Here is a 21,220-nt window from a genome sequence, read left to right on the forward strand (position 1 = left end):
AGGCGCGCCAGGCGATGCGGTCAGACAGGGCGACGAACGCTCTTATGTCGTTCATGGTTGCGCGGCAACGGTCTGCTGTCGCTTACGGCGTGGCCCTTGCAGCGGTGGCGTTGGCCGCATGGGCTCGCTGGCAAGCGAGCGATTTCTTCGTCGAAGGCGTTCCGTTCCTCACCTTTTTCCCCGCCGTCCTCGTGGCGACGGTCGTCGGCGGCGTAGCGGTTGGACTGTTCGCGTCCGCCTGCTCCATGGTCATCGCGTGGTACTGGTTTCTGGCGCCGGCGCATGAATGGGCGCTCGACGGGAAAGACGCGGTCTCGCTAGGCTCCTTCCTGCTTGTTTCGCTGATGATCGCCATTGTCGTCTCGCTGCTTCAGCACGCCGTCGAACGCATCGCGATCCAGGAGCAAAACCTGCGCTCGCTCTTCGATTCGACGCCGAACGGCATCGTCGTCGTGGGGCCGAGTGGGCAAATCGTCGAGGTCAATGCCAGCGGCGAGAGGCTTTTTGGCTATAACCGCGCCGATCTGATTGGCAGTGAGGTAGAGATTCTCGTGCCGCGCACTGTCGCGGCCCTCCATGTCGGGCTGCGCAGGGGTTTTCAAGCGGCGCCCGAGACCCGGCCGATGGGCGCCGGCCGCGATCTCTGCGGGCGACGCAAGGACGGCAGCGAATTTCCGGTCGAGATCGGTCTCACTCCAATGGAGTGGGCTGGCCAAAAAGCCGTTTTGGCGGTTGTCAGCGACATCACCGAGCGAAAGCAGCACGAGGAAAGCCAGGGCGTGCTCGCCCGCGAGCTCGAGCATCGCGTCGGCAATATGTTCGTCGTCATTCTGGCGATGATCCGCCGAACGCTGACAAAAGGCAGAAGCATCGCCGAAGCGGGCGAGCTTCTGACGCAGCGCGTCCAACTTCTGGCTGACGCTTATGCGGTGCTCTCGGAATCGCTGTTCAAGAATATCTCGTTGGACAGGCTGTTCCAGATCGCCATCGGCGGCTTCAAGGATCAGGTCCAGTCCACGGGCGTCGACGTCCGCGTCAACGCCAAGGCCGGGCAGGCCTTCTCCTTCATCGTGCACGAGCTTCTGACGAACGCTGTGAAGCATGGCGCGCTCTCTGTGTCCAGCGGACGCATCGGCGTTCGCAAAGAGATAGAAACTGTCGACGGGCGGCAGGTCCTCGTCTTCGATTGGCAAGAGAGTGGCGGCCCGCCCGCCGCCCCGTCGACGCGCAAGGGATTTGGCAGCTTCATCCTGCTCGACTCGCCCAAGCAGTTCGGCGGGGAGGGACGCGTGGCCTACGACGACAGCGGGCTGCGCTATGAGTTGCGGCTGCCGCTCGACGCGATCCGCTGACGCTCAGCCGCACGCATCTTGGGCGCCGCCTGCCTAACTCTCCGTCAGGCTGGGGGAATTACTGGCAAAAGCGTCAACTCTCAGCCAATCGGATTGACGATCCCGCCTGTGCTCCCGCTAAATTCTTTCGCGGCGCACCATGCCGCTTCGCGAAAGGCGCTCCCCTTTGTCGATCCAAGTCGCGCTTCATCACGTCACACATTACAAATACGACCGCCCCGTAGCCCTCGGGCCGCAGGTCGTGCGCCTGAGACCCGCGCCGCATTGCCGGACGCGGGTGACCGGCTACTCGCTGAAAATTCTCCCCACCACGCATTTCATCAACTGGCAGCAGGACCCGCACGGCAACTGGCAGGCGCGGCTGGTGTTTCCCGAGAAGGCGCGGGAATTTAAAATCGAGGTCGATCTCCTGGCGGAGATGGCGGTTTTCAACCCCTTCGACTTTTTCGTCGAGCCCTACGCCGAGGAGTTTCCCTTCGTCTACAAGCCCGAACTGGAGACGGAACTCGCGCCCTATCTCGAAATCGAGCCCGCGGGCCCGGCCTTCGACGCTTATCTCGAAACGATTGCGCGCGAGCCGCTGCGGACGATCGACTTCCTCGTCGATCTCAACGCCAGGCTCCAGCGTGACATTCGCTATGTGATCCGAATGGAGCCGGGCGTGCAGGCGCCGGAGGAGACTCTCGCCCTGCGTTCAGGCTCTTGCCGCGACTCGGCCTGGCTGCTTGTCCAACTTCTGCGCCGGCTCGGTTTCGCCGCGCGCTTCGTTTCCGGCTACCTGATCCAGCTCAAGGAAGACCTCGATCCCATCGAAGGTCCGATGGGAACGGATCACGACTTCACCGACCTTCACGCCTGGGCGGAAGTCTATATTCCCGGCGCCGGCTGGGTCGGGCTCGACGCGACGTCGGGGCTCTTCTGCGGGGAGGGGCATCTGCCGCTGTGCGGAGCGCCGCATTACCGCTCCTGCGCGCCCGTCTCGGGGCTGGTCGAACCCGCCGAATGCAATTTCAATTTCGAGATGCGAGTCGACCGCATCCGCGAGGCGCCGCGCATCACCGCGCCTTTCTCGGACGAGGCCTGGAAGCGGCTCGACGCGCTTGGCGAGAAGGTCGACGCCGACCTCTCCGCGCAGGACGTCCGCCTCACCATGGGCGGCGAGCCGACCTTCGTCTCGATCGATGATTTCCAATCAGCGGAATGGAATACCGCCGCCGTCGGCCCGACGAAGCGCGTGCGCGCCGACGAACTCATCCGGCGCTTACGCGACCGCTTTGGACCGGGCGGCTTTCTGCATTACGGACAAGGTAAATGGTATCCCGGCGAGAGCCTGCCGCGCTGGGCCTTCGCGCTCTATTGGCGCAAGGACGGCAAGCCGATCTGGAACAACCCCGCGCTCGTCTCGGGCATGGGAAGCAACGCCGCGCCCGCCGAGTCCCTCGACGCCGCGCGCTTTTGCTTCGAACTCTCCGAGACGCTCGGCGTCGGCAAGGATTACGTCATCCCGGCCTATGAAGACCCGGCGCATTGGATGTTGAAGGAAGGGGCGCTGCCGATCAACGCAGATCCGAGCGATCCCAAGATCGAAGACCCGGAAGAGCGGGCGCGCATGGTGCGCGTCTTCGAGCGTGGGCTGTCGACGCCGGCGGGCTATGTGTTGCCGGTGCAGCGCTGGAACGCGCGTGGCGAACAGCGGTGGGTCTCGGAACGCTGGCCGCTGCGGCGCGGCAAGTTGTATCTCGCGCCGGGCGACTCGCCCGTTGGCCTGCGCTTGCCGTTGAATGCGCTGCCGTGGGTCCCGCCCTCGGTCTATCCCTACGTCCACAATCAGGACCCGATGGAGGAGCGCGAGGCGCTTCCCGACCCGTCGCATTTTCAGAAAATCTACAGCGAAACGCGCGCGATCGGGCAGGAGATTCGCGGCCAGTCGATCGTCGAGGGCGTGGTGCGCACGGCGCTCGCGGTCGAGCCGCGCGACGGCGTGCTCTGCGTCTTCATGCCGCCCGTGACGCGGCTCGAGGATTATCTGGAGCTGCTTGTCGCCGTCGAGACGACCGCGGCCGATCTCGGCATGCCCTTGCACATCGAAGGCTATCCGCCGCCGGTCGACCCGCGTCTCGAGGTGATCAAGGTGACGCCTGATCCCGGCGTCATCGAGGTCAACATTCACCCCGCCGCCTCATGGCGCGACGCGGTGACGAATACGACCACGCTTTACGAAGAGGCGCGGTTCGCGCGGCTCACCACCAGCAAGTTCATGACCGACGGCCGCTGCGTGGGATCGGGCGGCGGCAATCATGTGGTGCTCGGCGGCGTGCGGCCGGCGGACTCGCCTTTCCTGCGCCGGCCCGATCTTCTCAAGAGCCTCGTGCTCTATTGGCAGCGCCATCCTTCCCTCTCGTTCCTGTTCTCCGGCCTTTTCATCGGCCCGACGAGCCAGAGCCCGCGCATCGACGAGGCGCGCCATGACGCGCTGTACGAGCTCGAAATCGCACTCGCCAATACGCCGGGACCCGACGATTGGGGCTATCCGATCTGGCTCGTCGACCGGCTCTATCGCAATCTCCTCGTCGACGTCTCCGGCAATACGCATCGCTCGGAAATCTGCATCGACAAGCTTTATTCGCCGGACGGGCCGACGGGACGCCTCGGCCTCGTCGAGTTCCGCGCCTTCGAAATGCCGCCCGACGCGCGCATGAGCCTTGCGCAGCAATTGCTGCTGCGCGCGCTCGTCGCCTGGTTCTGGCGCGAGCCGCAGGAGGGGAACTGCGTCCGCTGGGGCACGTCGCTGCATGACAAGTTCATGTTGCCGCATTTCGTCTGGGCGGATTTTCTCGGCGTGCTCGACGATCTGGCGCGGGCCGGCTACGCCTTCGAGGCAGAGTGGTTCAAAGCGCAATACGAGTTCCGCTTTCCGCTCGCCGGCTCTGTCGAGCATGGCGGCGTGACGCTCGAAATCCGCCATGCGCTCGAGCCCTGGCATGTGTTGGGGGAGGAAGGCTCCGTCGGCGGCACGGTGCGCTATGTGGATTCTTCCGTCGAACGTCTCGAAGTGAAGGCGAAGCATTTCGTGCCGAACCGCCATGTCGTCGCCTGCAACGGCCGCCGCGTGCCTCTGCATTCGACCGGGATCCCCGGCGAAGCGGTCGGCGGGGTGCGCTTCAAGGCGTGGCGGCCGGCGTCCGGCATGCATCCGACGATTCCCGTGCATACGCCGCTCACCTTCGACATTGTCGACAGCTGGAGCAATCGCTCTCTGGGCGGCTGCGTCTATCACAGCGCCCATCCCGGCGGGCGCAATTACGACACCTTTCCGGTCAACTTTCACGAGGCGGAATCGCGTCGTCTCTCCCGGTTCCAGGACCATGGCCACACGCCGGGCCGCGTGGAGCCGCCCTTGGAGGAGCCGGCGGACGACTTCCCGCTGACGCTGGATTTACGGAGGCGCTTTGGCCGTTGATCGCGAGGCCGCGACGATTCCAGGCGCCGAGGCGCGGCGGCTGGCCGCCTGGATCGAGGATTACGAACCAATACCCGGCGTCCCCGACGAGCTGATCGGGTCGGACGGCCGCCCGCGCGCGCAGTGGTCGCGCCTGCTGGAAACGCTTGCGGGTCTCGGGCAGGAGGGAGTCGAGAGCCGTTTCGCCGCCGCTGCGCGGCGCATCAACGACATGGGCGTGACCTATCGCGTTCATGGCGAAACGCGCGAACGACCCTGGCCCCTCAGTCGGCTGCCGCTGCTCGTCACGGAGAGCGAGTGGCGGGACATTGCGGCGGGCGTGGCGCAACGCGCCGAGCTGCTCGACTGCATCTTGCGCGACGTTTATGGCGAAGCGCGGCTCGTGTCCGAAGGCGCTTTGCCGGCGGCGGCGGTGGCGGGCTCGCCCGAGTTCATCCGCCCGATGTGCGGCGTCAAGCCCGTGGGCGGGCGCTGGCTGCGTTTCTATGCGGCCGAGCTGGGGCGGGGGCCCGACGGCAAATGGTGGGTGCTCGGCGATCGCGCCCAGGCGCCCTCGGGCGCGGGCTACGCCGTCGAGAACCGGCTCATTCTGGCGCGCGCCTTTCCGAGCCTCTACCGCGAGATGCGGGTTCGCCGGCTCGCGGGCTTCTTTCGCGATTTTCGCGCCGGGCTGGTCGCCGCCGCCACACGGGCCGATCCGCGCATCTGCCTGATGACGCCGGGGCCCTGGAGCGAGACCTATACGGAGCAGGTCTATCTGGCGCGCTACCTCGGATTTCTTCTCGTGGAGGGCGAGGACCTGGTCGCGAGCGAAGGCAAGCTGCACGTGCGCACGGTCGCTGGCCTGAAGCGCGCCGACGTGCTGTGGCGGCGCGTCGACGCGGACTGGCTCGACCCGCTGGAGGCCAACGCCGCGTCGCGGCTCGGCGTTCCGGGCCTGTTCGAGGCGATCCGCGAGGGCGCCGTGGCGCTCGCCAACATGCCGGGGGCGGGCCTCGTCGAGTCGCGCGCCTTGATGAGCTTCCTGCCGGCGCTGGCGCGACGGCTTTTGGGCGAGGATCTGCGTCTCCCGAATGTTGCGACCTGGTGGTGCGGCCAGGAGGCGGAGCGCGCTGAAATTTTGCGCGACATCGACCAGCGCGCCATCGCCGCCGCCTTCGGCGACACGGCGGAGGGGCTCGAGGACGGCCGCGCGGCGATCGGCGCCGAGCTCGACGCCGAGCATCGCGCGCGGCTGGTCGCCGCCATCAAGCGGCGCGGCATGGACTATGTGGCGCAGGAAGTCGTTCAGCTTTCGACGACCCCAGCCTGGCGCGGCGGGGCGTTGACGCCGCGCCCCTTCACGCTGCGCGTCTTCGCCGCGGCGACGCCCGAGGGCTGGAAGATCATGCCCGGCGGATTTTGCCGCGTGTCCGACCGCCGCGACGCGCGCGCCATCTCGATGGGCGCAGGCGCCAAATCGGCGGATGTCTGGGTCGTCGGCGACGACGGGCCCGAGCCGGCCACGACGCTGCTGCCCGCAACCGACGACGCGCGCATCGTGCGCGTGCCCGGCAACCTGCCGAGCCGCGCCGCCGACAATCTCTTCTGGATGGGCCGCTATCTCGAGCGGGCGGAGGCCACGCTGCGCGTCGTGCGCTGCCTGTGCAATCGGCTGACCGAGCCGCAGAGCAACGCCATTTTGGGCCGCCAGCCGATCGACCGCTGTGAGCGGCTGCTCGTCGCCTGGGGCGCCGCGGGGCCGGTCGATTCGGCCGATTCCAGCGCGGCCATCGCGCTGACGGCGGCCAGCGACGCGAAATGCTACGGTTCGGCGCGCGCCATTGTCGCGCAGGCGAAGCGCGCCGCCTCGATTGTTCGCGAGCGCCTGTCGCAAGACATCTGGCAATTGCTGGTGCGTCTGGACGCGCGTCTCAATGGCCCCGCCGCGCCGCTCGAACCAGAAATCCTGGAAATGTGCGAAAGAGGGCTGCATACGCTCGCGGCGCTGTCGGGTCTGATGGACGAGAACTTCAACCGCGTGTCGGGTTGGACCTTCATCGATCTCGGCAAGCGCATCGAACGCGCCATCAACACCTGTCGCTACGTGCGGCAGTTCGCCGACGACGATCCGACGCTGGAGACGCTCGACGCGCTCCTGGAGCTCATCGATTCGCAGATCTCCTATCGTTCCCGTTATCTCGCCGGCGCCGCTCTGGCGCCGACGCTCGACATGGCGCTGCTCGATCCTTTCAATCCGCGCTCAGTGGCCTTTCAGGCCCGCCGCATCGACGCGCATCTGGCGGCGCTGCCGGCGCTCGCCGACGACGGGATGATGGAGCCGCAGCGGCGCATCGCCGTATCGCTGCGCGCCGATCTCGAAGCCGAGGACGCCCGCCGCATCGACGGCAAGCGTGTGCTGCTGATCGAACAACGGCTGATGGCGCTCGCCAACGCCGTTTCGGAACGGTATTTCTCTCACGCCAGCGATCCCGCTCCGGGCGACAGGCGATCGAGATTCGCGTGATCTACGACATCAGCCACGTCACGACCTACAGCTATGAGGCGAGCGTCGCCTCGACGCGCTGCGCCATCCGGCTGACGCCGCGCGACGGCCGCGGCCAGCGGGTCTTGAGAAGCGTAATCGAGGCGACGCCGGCCCCCGAGGCGACGCGTGAGAGCGTCGACTTCTTCGGCAATCGCGTGGTCGAGGCGATGATCCGCGAGCCGCACGCAAGGCTGCGCGTCGCGATGACCGCCCGCGTCGAGGTCAATTGGGACGAGCCGCCCGCGCCGGGCCTGACCCCGCCGTGGGAAAACATCGCGCGCGACGCCTGCGCCCTGAGACGCCTGGACAGGGGCACGCCCGCGCACTGGCTCTTCCCGGGCCGCCTGACGCCGCTCCATCCGCCGGCGACGGATTATGCGCGCGAGAGCTTTCCCGCTGGCCGGCCGGTTCTCGAAGGCGCGGCTGAACTGATGGCCCGTATCAAGGAAGACTTCGCCTATGACCCCGAGGCGACTCATGTGGCGACGCCCCTTGCCGAGGCTTTCGCGCGGCGCGGCGGCGTCTGTCAGGATTTCGCGCATATCATGATCGCCGGCCTGCGCGGCCTCGCATTGCCGGCGGCTTATGTCAGCGGCTACATTCGCACCGCGCCGGCCCCCGGCCAGCCGCGTCTCGACGGCGCGGACGCCTCGCACGCCTGGGCGGCGCTTTGGTGCGGCGAGCCCTTTGGCTGGATTCATCTGGACCCGACCAACGCCATGTTCGCCGACGACAACCACATCACCGTCGCGATCGGGCGCGATTACGCGGATGTGTCGCCGATCGACGGCGTCATCGTCGGGGCAGGGCGCCAGGCCCTCGCCGTCAACGTGGACATCAAGGCCGTGAGCGGCGCGTCGTGAACGACGCGCCCCCGCCAGAGGCCGCGCCTCCCATGGGGCGTCTGGAAGGACGCCTACCCGACGACAGCCTCTGGCGGCGGCGGGAGCAAGGGGAGCCGCCGGCGGCGCCGGACGATCGGATCGGTCTCCTCATCCTCGCGACGCTGGCGCTCGCCGTCGGCGTCGCCGCTGGCGTCGTCGGCGCCTTCTACCGGTTGTCGCTCGACGCGGCCGACAACTTTCGCACGCTCATCGTCGCATGGGCGCAGGGCAGGGCGCTTCTTGGCCTCTTGTGCGTGATCGGACTCTGCGCCCTCGCCGCCGCCCTCGCCGGCTGGCTGGTTCGGCGCTTCTCGCCGCACGCCTCCGGCAGCGGCATCCCGCACGTCGAGGCGGTTCTGCACGGCCAGGCGCCGCCCGCGCCCTTCATCCTGTTGCCGGTAAAATTCTTCGGCGGCGTCCTCGCCATCGGCTCGGGCCTCGCGCTCGGCCGCGAGGGCCCGAGCGTGCAGATCGGGGCGGTGATCGGCCATCTCGTCGGTCAGGCCTCGGGCCGCGATTGGCGGGATTGTCGCGCGCTGCTCGCCGCGGGGGCCGGGGCGGGGCTCGCCACGGCCTTCAACGCTCCCATGGCCGGCGCGGTCTTCGTGCTCGAGGAGCTGGTGCAGAAATTCGAGCACCGCACCGCCATCGCCGCGCTCGGCGCCTCCTCGACCGCGATCGCCACCGCGCATTTCATTCTCGGCGACGCGCCGGAGTTCGCGCTTGCGCCCATCGATTATCCCGCGCCGGCGATCGGCCCGCTGTTCTTCGTGTTCGGCGCGCTCATGGGCTGTCTGGGCGTCTTTTACAATCGGCTGCTGTATGCGACGCTCGCGGCCTATGACAAGACGCCGGTCAAATGGCGCGCGGCGCTGACCGGCGCGGCGGTCGGCGCGCTCGCCTGGTTTGCGCCGGGCGTCGTCGGCGGCGGCGGGAATATCACCCAGGCGGCGCTCTCCGGCGCGCAGGACGTCTTCATCCTGCCCTTCGTGCTCATGCTGAGGTTCGGCCTCGGTTCGGCGTCCTATGCGACCGGGACGCCCGGCGGACTCTTCGCGCCGATGCTGGCGCTGGGCGCCCTCGCCGGTCTCTTCTTCGGCGTCGTTTGCGGCCTGCTGCTGCCGGGGCTTGCCATCCAACCTCAGGCTTTCGCCGTGGTGGGCATGACGGCGCTGTTCACGGCGGCGGTGCGGGCGCCGCTGACGGGCATGGTTCTGGTCACGGAGATGACGGGCAGCGCCGTCTTGCTGCTGCCGATGCTGGCCGCCTGTTTTACGGCCATGCTGGCGCCGACCCTGCTGCGCGAGGCGCCGATCTATGAGGCGTTGCGAGAACGACTGCTACGCCGGTGAAAAGGCGCCGGGGGAGGGCCCCGGCGCCCTTCTGCGTCACCTCGGGCGCTCGATGATGTCGGCGACGATCCGGGTGTCCGGATCAACCAGCACGACCTGATCATTGAGCACGAAGTAGTCGAAGCGCTCGGCGTCCGGCGCCTGGGCCGCAATATTGCGCGGCACCGGCTCCAGATCGACGGATTCCGGAACCCGCTCGCCCACCCGCACGCAAACCTGCCGCAGATTCGACCGAGCCTCGCTCATGACCCCGCGATAGAGCGCGCGCTCCTGCCGGTCGTCGAGCCGCACCCGCGGGGCGTAGCCATAAGCTTCGCCCCGACGCCTTGGCCCGGCGCGGCGATCATCGTCATCGTCGTCGTCAGCGTCCCGACGCGACGCGCGGTAATCGTCTCTGCGCGCCGACCCATAGGAGCGGCCGTTGCGGCGGTCGTAGCCGTAGCGCTCGTCGTCTCCATATCCGTAGCCATAGGCGGCTCCGGGGCCGCCTTCGTCCAGAACGGTCACGACCTCGCGGGTGCCGGGATCGATGATGGCGATGTCGTCGCCGACCATGACGTAATTGAAGCCGCGGAACCGCGGGATCATCCCGATCACATCCGAGGGCAGCGGGTAGAATTGCACGCTCGGGGGAAGGACGGCGCCGATTCTCGGGCTGAAGACGTCAGGCGAGATTCGTTGCACGTTTCGCTGGGTCAGGATCTGACGGACCCGCGTGTTTTCCCGCTGAGACAGCCGGAAGCGGCCGGCTCCCCGCCTGTCGCGCCCCGCGTCCTCGAAAGCCTCGCGCCGGCCCGCGCCGCGCGTCGCTTCGCCCGTCTGCCGGTCGAAGCCGTCCCTGCCGCGTTGTTGATCCATCTCGCCGCGGCGCTCCATCTGGCCGGCGCGGCCGGTCCTGTCCGCCTCGGCTTGCGTTCCGCGGCGTTCGGCGTCGGCAGCGCCGGGCTCCGCCCGCTCGCCAGACCGGCCGGCCTTGTCGGCCTCAGCCTGCGTGGCGCGGCGTTCGGCGTCCGTGGTCGCGGCCCCCGTGCGCCCACCGGGAGTGGCCCCGCTTTCCCCGGTCTGGTCCTGGCGGTCCATTTCCCGGCCGCCCTGGGCCGTGGGGGCGCGGTCGCGATCTTGGTTCGCGGCGCCCCGTTGCTCCTCCCGCGTCGTGGCGCCGTGCTTCTCGCCCTTCTTGGCGCCGCCGTGCTTCTCCTCGGCCTTGGTCGCGTCCTGCTTCTTCTCGTCCTTCGCGGCGCCGCGCTTGCTCTCGTCCTTTGCAGCAGCCCGCTTGTCCTCGTCCTTGGCCGCCGCGCCCGGACGATCCGACGCGTCCCCTGTCTCGCGCGCGCCGCGTTCGCGCTTCTGTTCCTGCGCCCGCTCGTCGCGCCGCTCACCGCGCTGCTCGGTCGCACCCTTCTCATTCTGCATGCGGGTCGATTCGCCTGGCTTGGCGACGTCGTCGCCCGATGGCCCACGTCCGGCCTGCTGCGCATAGCCCTGAGAGAGGCAGAGCGACAGAGTCGCTACGGCCGCCGAGAGAAAAAGCCTTGTTCGCATTGCGGTCTCCTTGGCGGAAGCGGGGCCGCCCGCCGCGGGCGGCCGTTGCGCTTGCTGGGATCGGTGATGCCGTGGAACGCATCGGCGGGCTGAATGTTCATGGGCTCCAGAACCGCATGCGACACCGTGCAGACGGGCGAAAGCCTCGTCTTTTCAGTGATCTGTAGGCAGGCCCCCAAGGGCGCGGGGGGCCCGCGCGCCCATCGCCGCGCCGCGTCGTTCAGGTGGATGGAAGCGTGATAGGGCTTGACAAAAAACGCCCCCTCCGTTGAGATGCGTCCCGCGTAAAGCTGCAAATAACGACGCCATCAATGGCGTTCCCCAGAGGGAGGTTCAAATGGGTTGGCTGATTCCCGCTTGCATGTTGGCTATGGTCATCATCTCCGCTGTGACCCTGACGCGTCTCTGATCGCCCAGGTAAGCGAATGACCGGCCCAGCGAGCGGTCCGGTTTTTCAAAGGCCGTCAGCGCCGAGGCGCTGGCGGTCTTTTGCTTTTGAGGCTCCTCAGGCTTCCGCGGCGAATCGCAGCCGTGCGCGGCCGAGCGCCCCATAATCCGCTTCGACGGCGTCGCCGGGTTCGATTTCCAGCGGTGTCATGCAGGTGCCGGTCGTGACGATTTCGCCGGCCTTCAGCGTCAGGCCGAGCGACGAAAGGCGGTTGGCGAGCCAGGTGAGGGCGATGCGCGGGTCCCCGAGGACCGCCGCCCCCACGCCCTCCCGCGTCCAGCAATCCCCGCCCGCCTTCGTCACTTTACCCGTCACGGCGTGCCGGCTGAGATCGATTCTGCGCCAGACGGCGGGCGCCGCGGGGCCGACCACATATTGCCCGGCGCAGGCGTTGTCGGCGATGAGTTGGGCTTCGCCGGCCTTTTCGAAGACGGCGAAGCGCGAATCCGGCGCCTCGAGACCGAGATGCAAATCGGCGACGGCGCCCATGACCTCGTCCTGGCTGTAGGCGGTCTCGCGCGGCGCCAGGTCGCGTCCCATACGGAAGGCGAACTCCGGCTCCGCCACGCGCATGCGATTGCCGAAGAGCGACAGCTCCGCGCCGTCGTCGAAGACCTTGCCGGAGAGCAGGCGCCCCGCCAGCGGCCCGGAGACCTGGATATGGGCCTGACCGACCGCGCTGGTCGCTGCGAGCTTCCAGCCCAGCACGCGACGTCCCGAGACTTCCGGGAGCTGCGCCTGCGCGGCGTAGCCTTCGAATGCGTTCGCGGGCCGGCACTCCGCCGGCAACTCCCCCAGCGTCTCCCCGGCCTGCCAGCAGGACCAGATGCGACGCGCGGCCTCGGCGGCCTTTGCGACTTCGTACGAGCTCATGGCGAAGAATGCGCCGAAACATTCCTTTCCATCAAGCGCTCGATAGGGCTGTGCGGCCCAAGACGGGAAATCTGCGGCCTTGTGACGCGATCTTCGCAAAGGCCGCGAGCGCCGTCTTGACCCCCTGTCGGATCAAACCTAGCGTTCGGCTGGTTGGGAGGGCCTCTCGCAGTGGCGCGATTTCGAACATTGCTGAATGGCGAAGCGGGGCGCATCGGCGCGCTTATCGCCATGTTGGCCGTGTTCCATCTGACATTCGCCGCCTTCGCGCCCCTTGCCGCTGCGGCGCCCGCAGAGGCGGGTCTTTCCTGTCTGCATGGCAAGAACTCGGGAACGCCCGCTCCGACGCTTCCCCAGCATCACATGAACGCCTGCTGCGTGACGCATTGCGCAGAACTCGGCGCGATTGTTCTCGAGGGCGTCGACGGCTGCGCAGGGCCTCGCCTCGCTGCGCCCGATACATACGAATGGACGGGCGTCGCGGCGTTTATCGCGCCCGCGCCGAGGAACCCTGCAAACGCGCCGAGAGCGCCTCCGTCGCTCGTTTCCTAGCGCCTGCGAATCGTCGTGCGACGAGCGGCGAGAAGGCGGTGCTGGCGATAGCGACGTATGTCGGGCGGCGATCGAATCCCCTTTCTTAGCGGGCAGGCGATGACGCGCGGCTGAAGGTCCATAGCGCGCGCGAAGGCCACATGCGCGGCGCGGACAGAGGCTTCAAGAATGGTTGACTTGGCTACAAGCGTGAGGTCGGAAAAGGAGCAAAGCCCCTTTCCGCAACGGCCGCCGCTGAGACCTGCATGGCTGCACCCGGTCCTCGCAGGGGCGATCGTCTTCGTGCACATCGCGTTCTTCGCATCCGGAATTTATTGGCCCGCGCCCCAGGTGGCGGATCTCGCGACGATCGACGCCGAGCTCATCCCGGAGGGGGACTCGCTCGACGCGGGCGACCCCGCGCCAGAGGGCGACACGCTCGACGTCAGCGCGCTGGAAAACGCGCCCGCCGTCGCCGTCGAAGAGCCGGAAGCGGCGCTTCCGCCGCCGCCCATCATGCAGCCGGAAGCGGCGGCCGAGCCGTCTCCGGACGCGCCCGCGCGGAAGGAAGAGAAGCCCAAGGCGCCGGAAAAGAAGCGCGCCTCGCGCGCCGCTTCTGCAGACGCCAAATCGCGGGAGGCGTCACTGGACAAGCGTCGGTATGGCGTTCCTGGCGGCGCGGGACAGGGAGCCGGAACGGCGCGGGTCGCCGGCCGCTTCGGATTGCCGGGCGGACGGGCTCAGGGCTCGGCCGCGACGCAGGCGGCGTGCCTCGTACAGGTCGCGACTTCCATCCGCCGGCATCTGCCGGGCGCGACGAGCCTGGGTCCCGGAACCGCTTATGTGACCTTCTACGTCAATCCCGGCGGCGGCATCTCGGGCATTTCCGTCTCCGCCTCGTCCCCGGCCCACGAGGCGCTCGCGCGTCGAATCGTCGGGGCCTCTCGCGGCCCGGGCAATTGCGCCTCCGCCTATGCGAGCCAGCACATCACCTTCCAGTAATCGCTCGGAAGAAAGAGACTTCGATGGACCATTCGCTTTCGCCGCTGATCGTCAATTCGCTTTCGCCGACGGTCATGTTCCTGAACGCCGGGCCCGTGAGCAAGGTCGTGATGGCCGTGCTGGTCATGGCCTCGGTATGGACCTGGTTTCTGATCATCGACGGCGTCTTCGTGCTCGTTCGCCTTTCGCGATCTTTGAAGTCCGCCGACGCCGGAGGGCCGATCGGGGTCTTATGGCCGATCGCCGTCGAAGGCGAAGCCGCCCTGCGCGTCTCTTTGCCGGGCGAAACCGAAGTTCAGAAGCGAGAACGCATTTCCAAGCAAATGAACCGGGCGGCGCGCGAATTCCTCGCCGCCGCGAGGGGCGGGCTGTCGAATCTGGCGATCGTCTCTTCCGTGGGACCTTTTGTCGGCCTCTTCGGCACAGTCTGGGGAATCATGTCCAGCTTCTCGAACATCGCGCACACGCAGGAAACCGGCCTGACGGTCGTCGCGCCGGGCATTGCGGAGGCGCTGGCGGCGACAGCCTACGGGCTTGCGGCGGCCATTCCGGCGGCGATCGGCTACAACCGGATCGGCGCGGCTTTCGCCGAAGCCGGCGAGGGGATCACGAAGTTCGCGACAACCGACGCGATTGCTCTTGCCAAAAAGGCAATCGCCAAGGGGGCCGCCTGAAGGCTTAGAGCGCGCAGAAGGCGGCGAGCCGAGCGGGCTCGTCGAAATTCAGTCTGCCGTTGACGATGGCGTTCACCACGCCCGAGGACGACAGGAGATAATGCAAGGGCGTCGAGACGCCGCCGTCCGCGGTCGTCCCATAGAAGGCCCTTGCGGCTTTCGCCTGCGCCGGGCTGGACTTCGCAGCGTCGCCGACGCGGTGGATCGGCCAGGGGAGCCGGTAACGGCTGAATTTGGCCAGATCCTTCGCGTAATCGCCGGGGCGCGCCGAAACGAAGACAAGATTCCAGCGCTGCGGACAGGTCGCCGCGATCGCTTTGAAACCGGCGATCTCCGCAATGCAGTTGGGACACCAATGCGCCCATAGCGACACGAGGGTCGGTTTTCCGTTCGCCATCGCCGCGCGCAGATCGAAGGGCGCGCCGCTTTCATCCGCGAGCGCGATTTCCTTCAGGGACGCCCTCATCTCCGCTTCTGTCACCGCGCGCGAGGGGTTTGCGCCGATGATTTCCGCCGCCGCCGGCGCGGGTGCGAGCAGTGCAAGAAGCAAGAACGCCGACATGCGGTTCATGGATGTTTTCCAATGCGACGCGGCGCGCCGGTCGCGCGCCGCGTCTTATTCTAGAACTTCACCGTCAGTCCTGCATAGAAATTGCGTCCCATGCCGGGCACCTGCCTGACGCTCAGCAGACCGGCCCCCGCGCCGAAGAAGGCGGCGGTGCGGGCGTAATTCGTCAGATCGAAACCACCCATCGGCAGCGAGTAGAGAGCGTTTGTGACATTGTCGACGCCGAGGTCGACGCGCAGATTGCTCCACTCATAGGCCGCACGCAGATTCAAGAGCGCATAGGCGGGCGTCGTGAACTCGCCCTTGTTGGCGGAAACATGGTCCTTGGCGGCGACGAGTTGCGTCTCGGCCGCCATTTCGAGGCCGCCGAAATGATGCTCGAGGCCGATGCGGGCGTTCGCCGGCATCAGGTTCCAAATGCCGTCGCCCCGCTTCACGCGGAAAGAGGTGAGGGAGCAAACGCCATTGGCCGGCGCGCAATGCGCCGGATTGCCGATGTCGAGATTGCGGCCATAGACGAAGCTGAACACGCCATAGCCCGTCAGCACGCCATATTCGGGGGAATCGTGCAGTTTCAGGCGGCCGCCTGCGTCGACGCCGTAAAGCTGCGCCTTGTAATTGCGGAATTGCAAGATCTGGAACACATAGCTGTTCGCCACGGGGAAGGTGTTGAAGGTCAGGCCCGTGCGGGCGCCGTCGATGAAGTTCTCGATATAGCTGAAGAAAGGCGAGACGCGCGCTTCCCAGGCGTTGGCCCCCGACGTGTCGCGCCAATTCGCCGTCACGGAGAAATTATGCGCGACCTCCGGCTTCAGATTGAGGTTGCCGGTGTAGCCGTTGCCGTCGCCGAACCAGTTGAACATGGCGGTGAAGGCGCCGGCCACCGGCCAGGTGTAGCGTTCGTAGAGATTGGGCGAACGGGTCTTGCGGGAGTAGCCTACTTCGTAGAGCGAGCCCGGCTCCGGCGCGTAGCGCGCCAACGCCGTCATGTCGAAATTGACGTCCGTGCGCTCGCGGTCCTGCGCGTTGAACAGCGTGACCGCGTTGACGTTCAAGGCGCTCAGATTGGTGAACGCAAAGTTGGAATAGCGGAAGGGCGTGTAGCTTAGGCCCGGTCCGGTGTCCATCCAGACGATATCGTTGCGCACGCCGAGCAAGGTCGTCCATTGCGGCGTCCAGATGCGCTCCCATTCGGCGTAGGTTCCGATCCGGTTGCGCTGCCCGGCGTTGATGTTGACCTGCGAGAAGGGCCTCGACAAGTTGCGAGGATATCCGGTCCAGTCGGCCGGCCAATAGTCCTGTAGCCGGTAACCGTGGAACTCGTTGCCGAGGCGGATCAGGTCGACGTCCGTATAGGGGATTTCGGCTTTCAGCGAATAGCCGAAGTCCCGGCCCAGAGCGATCATCGGGTGATTGAGGAAAGCGCGGTCCTCGAGGAAGCCCATCTTGTGGAAGACCTGGTTCCAATAGGCGCGCGCTTCGAGGAAGCCCCAGGAGAAGTTGCCCTTGTAATTGGCTTCCAGCGAATAGGCCCGGTTGCGGGTCATATCCATGCGCTGGTTCGGGAAGCCCTGATAGGGGATGTTCTGGTAGGTTCCGCGGAAGGTGAAGAGGTGCCCGTCGTTCTGATAGCCGAGGGTCGCGGCATGATTTTCCGACAGGAAGTTCGTCGAGAACACAGGGCCGCCATTGCCGCCGGCGTTGTAATTCCCGGCCCGCTGCCATGAGCCGTTATAGAGCAGGCTCCAATGGTCATTGGCGACATTGAGCGTGGCGGAGACGCCGACGCCGTTGTTGTTGCCACGATAGAAGGAGGAGAGGGTTCCCGTCGCCAGCACTTCCTTGTTGGGTCCGAAGCGCAGCGTCCCGGGCGCAGGAATCGGCAGGAAGGGGACGGGCGGATAGGGACTGACCGGCGCCGCCGCGGGCGCGGGTCTCCCGCCTGGCGCCCCGCTCAATTCGACGACCGGCGTCGCAAAGACGGGGGATTTGGGCGTGACCAGAATCGAGCCGCCGATCGAGTCGCCGCCTTTGCTGACGGAAGACACGCCATAGACCACGTCGACCTTGCCGATCGTGTTCGGGTCCGTGTAGCTCAGCGGCGAATTCATGTGGTTGGCGCAGCTCGACGTCGTCTGCACCCCGCCGACGACGATTTTCAGGCGGTCGTCGGCGAGGCCGCGGATGGCCGGCAGGCCGGAGACGCCGCCGCCGGTCTGAACGCTCACGCCGGGCTCACGCGCGAGAATCTGCGCGGTGTCGGACTGGGGCGGCTTCTCCGGCACGATCTGCTTCTGGGTGACGACCACCTCGTCGGGCGACGGCTCCTTGGACGTCGTCGCGGCGGGGGCGGTCGTCGGCCCGGGAGTCGCGGGACGGGCCGCCCCGACAGTCAGCGGCGGCAGGGCTGTTTGCGCCTGTGCGGCGAAAGCGAGCGCGAGAGTCAAGGCGCAGGCGCTGACGCCTCCGGCAAGGGTAACACGTGACATGGCAAAATTCTCCCGATCCGCCCTCCTGGGCGGTGCAACGCAGCGCGGCGACCTGCCGCGAATTCAAAGCGATGGATCAGGAGTAGACGGGCGGCGCGCGCGCGAGCGCTTGGCCGGGTCGCCTTGCGTCGCGTAGATTGACCCGGCCGCCGGCGACGCGGGGCGCAACGGCGGCGGGAGACGTAAAGCCGGTAAGCGCCAGAGGCGCGGGCAGCGCCGGCGATTGCCCGGGGGCGCAGTCGTTACAATGGGTCGCGCCGCGCCCCTGATCCTGCGCAGGGGCCGCTTCGCCGGAGAGCGGCGCATGAACTTGGGATTGCGGCGTGCAGAACCACGCGCCGCCGACATGCCCCGCATATTCCGCCGCTGTCGCGAGATGCAGGAAGAGCGAGAGCGCGAATAGCAAGACGCCGAGCATCGCGGCGCTTGATCCCGCTTTCCCTTTCTGGCTGCACATCCCGCCGCGCATTTTCTTTCCGTACCTTGGACCACAGCGCGAGACGCGCCATGATTCTTGCTGAGGATACGCTGAGCAGCGAAGTGTAAATCCCCTCGATCGGGAGGGGCAGAGCCGTGCGTATGCGAATTGCAAACCTATGTTGCAGCCGCGCCACGCTTTCTCTAAGCTGCAGCTTCCTACGTAGGCGGCGTAGGCCTTTTTCTTCCCTGGGTTACTAGAAAAGCGCCTGCGCCTTGCGAGCCGCCGCCGTTACTGCGTGTGGCGGCGCGGCGGTTTGACGCGGCGAGAAGATGATCGAGAGCACGCGCGACGACGACAGGGTTATCGCTTCCATTGACGCCGCCGGTCGCGATCGCCGTCGCTGGCCGGACGCTTTGGCCCATATCGCTCGCCGGCTCGACACGACATTTGCAGCGCTGATCTTCGACGATCGCGCGTCAACGCTGCCCGAGTTGAGATATTCCACCGACGCGAATGGCGCATGGCTCGTCGAGTATCTTCGCAATCGTCCGAAGCTCGCCCCTCTTCGGGCGCGCGTGTTGTGCAAGACGGGCGTCGGACGCGTTTACTCTTCGGCCGACTTCGTCTCTCCGGAGCGATTCCGCAACAGCGCGTTCTTTCAGCGCTGGATGGAGCCCTACGGGCTCGCTGACATCGTCGGAGCGGTGATCGATCAATCCCGCAAGGGCGCCTGCATCTTCGTCGCGCTGCGCGCCGCTCGAGCCGGACCGGTCGACGCGCAGACAAAGGAAACCTTGTCCAAATTCCTGCCTTACCTCGCCCGCGCCGCGCACCCGAACCCGGACGAGTCGGATCTCATTCGCCGACTGACCGAGCTTTTCAATTGCCTTGCGACGCCCATTATCCTCCTCGACCGGGACATGGGCGTTTCCTATCTCAATCAGGGCGCGGAGCGCATGCTGGAGCGGCATCCGGCGCTTTCGGTTTCCAACGGCGCGCTGGCCGTGACCGATCCCCGCGCCCGCGAGGCTTTGCAAGCGGCGTTGAGCGCGGGCGCGAGCGCTCGGGCGGATCGTCTGGCCATTATGCTCAAGAGCGGCGAGGAGCGCTGCTGCGTCGTTCATGTGCTGCCGTTTCCGCAAGGCGGCGGCGCCCTCTTCGTGCGCAGCTTTTCCCTCGGCGTCGACGCCGACGCCGGCGTCGCCTCCGCATTATACGGACTGACGGCGCGCGAGACCTCCGTCCTGCTGTCGATCACCGAGGTCGGCGGGGTGCCGGCGACGGCGCGGGCGCTCGGGTTGAGCGAAGGCACGGTCAAAGGCTATCTCAAGAGCATCTTCCAGAAGACCGGCGCCACCCGGCAGGCGGATCTCGTCAAGCTGGTCATGGCGCTGGAATCCCCCTTCTCGCCGCCCTTCGAGCCCGCGTCGCTCGAGGCCCCGTCGCGCAAGGCCAGCGGCCGGCGGTAGGGTGGGGGACGCTGCTGGGCCGCCGCCGTTCGGGCGAACGGCGCTCGGAACGAGAGACGTGCGACCGCTGCGCTGGTCGTCTGCCCGCCAGCTTCTACATTTCGAAGCGGATTGTTCCTGAGCGGTCCCTGCCGCGCGGGTCCGCGACGCGTGGCTGAGTTGGCGGCGCCGGAGGCTGTCATGTCCGTTGCCCGGTTCGTGGCGACGCTGGCGATTTGCTTCGTCAGCGCGACGTTTCCCGCCAGCGCGAAAGACAAAGACAAGGCGTCGGCCCCGTCAAAGCAGGAAAGCTCCGAGCCGGCGAAAGCTCAGCCAGCGGTCGGATATTGCTGGGAGGCGCGCTGCACTCCGAAGAAGAAGAAATGCGTCGTGCCGGCGAGCCCGGATTGTCGCTCCCCTGCCCACGAAGTCGATTACTCGGTCTGGTACTATCAATGCTATTCGGAACACTGCGATTCTCACGGCAAGTGCGTGTAGCGAACTCGAACCTTCGACCTAGCGATTAAAAGTCGCGTGTGAGATCAGTATGAAACAATGGAGTATGCGACATAAAAGCGTCTAGACGTGCAAAATCGATCAGTGGTTTATGCGCCATTTTGTCGACGTCCCCTGGTCGCGCCTCTGTGCACTAACTTCCGCTCCCTGTGGAGTAACGACGCTCAGCATTGACATGGGCTCCGGGCGCTGCAATCAAAAGAAATCCGCACGGTTTCTCCGATTCGCTAATGGAGAAGTATGCCGTGGGAAAATCCTTCATGCTTAAGAGTCAGCGTCGCGCGCCGCGTAAGGTCATTCCTGCGCCGAAGCCGCCCGCGCCCAAGCGCGATTGGGTCGCTCTCCTCGTTCAAGTTGTCACCGCTATTACTGTCGCCCTGATTAATAAGTTGCTTTAGGAGAGCGAGCGGGCAGCGGCAACAGGCTTTTCTCTTGCGGTCCACTGCTTCTTTCAATCACCGGCCAGAAACTTCGGGACTGTCAAATGTTCGAAAGCATGAATACGAGCGACTGGGTAACAGCAGCGTCGACGCTGGTTGGGCCGATCCTGGCGGTTCAAGCTCAAAAATGGGTTGAGCGAATTTCGGAGAAAAAGCGCTCAAGGTATCAATTGTTCTCTACACTGATGAATACTAGAGGGACGCAGCTTGCAGCTGAGCATGTTTCTGCGCTTAACTCTATTGATTTATTATTCGCATCGGATAAGCAGGTAATATCTGCTTGGCGCCTGTATTATCAACAACTAACAACTCCATATGACACAACAAATCAAAGCGTATTTTTGGCTTGGAATGACAAGCGGACAAGATTATTTGTAGACTTGCTCAAGAAAATAGCCGAAGCTGTCGGTGCCAAAATTGACGAAGATCGGATCGTTGGGGTCTATCATCCGGACGGTCATTTTGAACGTGAGCGCATTCAGCAAGAAATAGTATCGAACATGGCTGCTGTGCTAGGAGGTAAGCAACCCTTAAAGATGGCAGTTGTGGAATTTCCTTTCGAGCCCGTCATGACCGACTCTGCGCGACTTCCAAAGCAGCGACGTGGTTTGCCGGCGGAAACGGAATGAGGGGCGCTACTCCCCGCGCCGATGCTCGCCGGCGTCTCAATCACTCCTGAAGCCGCTCTGATGG

General features: G+C 66.1%; 16 protein-coding genes. 11 read left to right on the forward strand and 5 right to left on the reverse strand.

Translation table 11 applies throughout. From position 1 onward, the window contains the following. Nucleotides 1–44 precede the first annotated feature (44 nt). The 5 genes from RVU70_RS15565 to clcA all read left to right on the forward strand — a co-directional run bounded on the left by RVU70_RS15565 (nucleotide 45) and on the right by clcA (nucleotide 9,575). On the forward strand, nucleotides 45–1,352 hold the full coding sequence (locus RVU70_RS15565; RefSeq protein WP_363347887.1) for a PAS domain S-box protein: 1,308 nt from the start codon (nucleotides 45–47) through the stop codon (nucleotides 1,350–1,352). Nucleotides 1,353–1,518: 166 nt separating this feature from the next. Further along, nucleotides 1,519–4,812, forward strand: a complete 3,294-nt coding sequence (locus RVU70_RS15570) for a transglutaminase family protein (RefSeq protein ID WP_363347889.1) — start codon at nucleotides 1,519–1,521, stop codon at nucleotides 4,810–4,812. Next, entirely contained in the window at nucleotides 4,802–7,318 is a 2,517-nt protein-coding gene (locus RVU70_RS15575) for a circularly permuted type 2 ATP-grasp protein (protein WP_363347892.1), read from the forward strand. Before RVU70_RS15570 ends, RVU70_RS15575 begins: the two co-directional genes overlap by 11 nt. Beyond that, nucleotides 7,315–8,202, forward strand: a complete 888-nt coding sequence (locus RVU70_RS15580; protein WP_363347894.1) for a transglutaminase family protein — start codon at nucleotides 7,315–7,317, stop codon at nucleotides 8,200–8,202. The genes RVU70_RS15575 and RVU70_RS15580 overlap by 4 nt, the downstream gene beginning before the upstream one ends. Next, the gene (gene clcA, locus RVU70_RS15585) at nucleotides 8,199–9,575 is read left to right on the forward strand and encodes a H(+)/Cl(-) exchange transporter ClcA (protein ID WP_363347896.1); all 1,377 of its coding nucleotides are present in this window, start codon (nucleotides 8,199–8,201) and stop codon (nucleotides 9,573–9,575) included. Before RVU70_RS15580 ends, clcA begins: the two co-directional genes overlap by 4 nt. Before the next feature lie 36 nt (nucleotides 9,576–9,611). Here the strand turns inward: clcA and RVU70_RS15590 are convergent, their stop codons facing one another. Both RVU70_RS15590 and RVU70_RS15595 read right to left on the reverse strand, forming a co-directional pair. Then, the gene (locus RVU70_RS15590; protein ID WP_363347898.1) at nucleotides 9,612–11,117 is read right to left on the reverse strand and encodes a DUF1236 domain-containing protein; all 1,506 of its coding nucleotides are present in this window, start codon (nucleotides 11,115–11,117) and stop codon (nucleotides 9,612–9,614) included. A 505-nt stretch (nucleotides 11,118–11,622) separates the two neighbouring features. After that, nucleotides 11,623–12,438: a fumarylacetoacetate hydrolase family protein gene (locus RVU70_RS15595; RefSeq protein ID WP_363347900.1), complete on the reverse strand. Its 816-nt coding sequence runs from the start codon at nucleotides 12,436–12,438 to the stop codon at nucleotides 11,623–11,625. A 171-nt stretch (nucleotides 12,439–12,609) separates the two neighbouring features. Here RVU70_RS15595 and RVU70_RS15600 point away from each other — a divergent pair, with 171 nt between their 5' ends. The 3 genes from RVU70_RS15600 to RVU70_RS15610 all read left to right on the forward strand — a co-directional run bounded on the left by RVU70_RS15600 (nucleotide 12,610) and on the right by RVU70_RS15610 (nucleotide 14,645). Next, nucleotides 12,610–12,990 carry a hypothetical protein gene (locus RVU70_RS15600; RefSeq protein WP_363347902.1) on the forward strand — a complete coding sequence of 127 codons (381 nt, stop codon included), beginning with the start codon at nucleotides 12,610–12,612 and terminating at the stop codon, nucleotides 12,988–12,990. A gap of 168 nt (nucleotides 12,991–13,158) precedes the next feature. After that, on the forward strand, nucleotides 13,159–13,971 hold the full coding sequence (locus RVU70_RS15605; RefSeq protein WP_363347904.1) for a hypothetical protein: 813 nt from the start codon (nucleotides 13,159–13,161) through the stop codon (nucleotides 13,969–13,971). A gap of 23 nt (nucleotides 13,972–13,994) precedes the next feature. Beyond that, the gene (locus tag RVU70_RS15610) at nucleotides 13,995–14,645 is read left to right on the forward strand and encodes a MotA/TolQ/ExbB proton channel family protein (RefSeq protein ID WP_363347906.1); all 651 of its coding nucleotides are present in this window, start codon (nucleotides 13,995–13,997) and stop codon (nucleotides 14,643–14,645) included. 4 nt (nucleotides 14,646–14,649) lie between these two features. Here RVU70_RS15610 and RVU70_RS15615 read toward each other — a convergent pair whose 3' ends face one another. The 3 genes from RVU70_RS15615 to RVU70_RS15625 form a co-directional block, all read right to left on the reverse strand. Then, on the reverse strand, nucleotides 14,650–15,216 hold the full coding sequence (locus tag RVU70_RS15615; RefSeq protein WP_363347908.1) for a TlpA disulfide reductase family protein: 567 nt from the start codon (nucleotides 15,214–15,216) through the stop codon (nucleotides 14,650–14,652). A 50-nt stretch (nucleotides 15,217–15,266) separates the two neighbouring features. Continuing rightward, entirely contained in the window at nucleotides 15,267–17,702 is a 2,436-nt protein-coding gene (locus tag RVU70_RS15620) for a TonB-dependent receptor domain-containing protein (RefSeq protein WP_363347910.1), read from the reverse strand. 76 nt (nucleotides 17,703–17,778) lie between these two features. Continuing rightward, complete coding sequence (locus RVU70_RS15625; RefSeq protein ID WP_363347912.1) at nucleotides 17,779–18,120, reverse strand: hypothetical protein; 342 nt, start codon at nucleotides 18,118–18,120, stop codon at nucleotides 17,779–17,781. Between the two features lie 332 nt (nucleotides 18,121–18,452). Here RVU70_RS15625 and RVU70_RS15630 point away from each other — a divergent pair, with 332 nt between their 5' ends. From RVU70_RS15630 to RVU70_RS15640, 3 genes are all read left to right on the forward strand, one after another. After that, nucleotides 18,453–19,592 carry a LuxR C-terminal-related transcriptional regulator gene (locus RVU70_RS15630; RefSeq protein WP_363347914.1) on the forward strand — a complete coding sequence of 380 codons (1,140 nt, stop codon included), beginning with the start codon at nucleotides 18,453–18,455 and terminating at the stop codon, nucleotides 19,590–19,592. Nucleotides 19,593–19,772: 180 nt separating this feature from the next. Further along, on the forward strand, nucleotides 19,773–20,069 hold the full coding sequence (locus tag RVU70_RS15635) for a hypothetical protein (RefSeq protein ID WP_363347916.1): 297 nt from the start codon (nucleotides 19,773–19,775) through the stop codon (nucleotides 20,067–20,069). A gap of 502 nt (nucleotides 20,070–20,571) precedes the next feature. Next, on the forward strand, nucleotides 20,572–21,156 hold the full coding sequence (locus RVU70_RS15640) for a DUF6680 family protein (RefSeq protein WP_363347918.1): 585 nt from the start codon (nucleotides 20,572–20,574) through the stop codon (nucleotides 21,154–21,156). The last annotated feature ends 64 nt before the right edge of the window (nucleotides 21,157–21,220 follow it).

The organism is Methylocystis echinoides (assembly GCF_040687965.1).
In the GTDB taxonomy this organism is placed as follows: Bacteria; Pseudomonadota; Alphaproteobacteria; order Rhizobiales; family Beijerinckiaceae; genus Methylocystis; species Methylocystis echinoides_A.

Excerpts from the sequence above, each read along its gene's own strand:
- RVU70_RS15630 (WP_363347914.1), top strand. The coding sequence starts at position 18,453 with ATGATCGAGAGCACGCGCGACGACGACAGGGTTATCGCTTCCATTGAC.
- RVU70_RS15590 (WP_363347898.1), bottom strand. The coding sequence starts at position 11,117 with ATGCGAACAAGGCTTTTTCTCTCGGCGGCCGTAGCGACTCTGTCGCTC.
- RVU70_RS15595 (WP_363347900.1), bottom strand. The coding sequence starts at position 12,438 with ATGAGCTCGTACGAAGTCGCAAAGGCCGCCGAGGCCGCGCGTCGCATC.
- RVU70_RS15640 (WP_363347918.1), top strand. The coding sequence starts at position 20,572 with ATGTTCGAAAGCATGAATACGAGCGACTGGGTAACAGCAGCGTCGACG.
- RVU70_RS15635 (WP_363347916.1), top strand. The coding sequence starts at position 19,773 with ATGTCCGTTGCCCGGTTCGTGGCGACGCTGGCGATTTGCTTCGTCAGC.
- RVU70_RS15605 (WP_363347904.1), top strand. The coding sequence starts at position 13,159 with ATGGTTGACTTGGCTACAAGCGTGAGGTCGGAAAAGGAGCAAAGCCCC.
- RVU70_RS15610 (WP_363347906.1), top strand. The coding sequence starts at position 13,995 with ATGGACCATTCGCTTTCGCCGCTGATCGTCAATTCGCTTTCGCCGACG.
- RVU70_RS15615 (WP_363347908.1), bottom strand. The coding sequence starts at position 15,216 with ATGAACCGCATGTCGGCGTTCTTGCTTCTTGCACTGCTCGCACCCGCG.
- RVU70_RS15625 (WP_363347912.1), bottom strand. The coding sequence starts at position 18,120 with ATGCTCGGCGTCTTGCTATTCGCGCTCTCGCTCTTCCTGCATCTCGCG.
- RVU70_RS15620 (WP_363347910.1), bottom strand. The coding sequence starts at position 17,702 with ATGTCACGTGTTACCCTTGCCGGAGGCGTCAGCGCCTGCGCCTTGACT.
- RVU70_RS15565 (WP_363347887.1), top strand. The coding sequence starts at position 45 with ATGTCGTTCATGGTTGCGCGGCAACGGTCTGCTGTCGCTTACGGCGTG.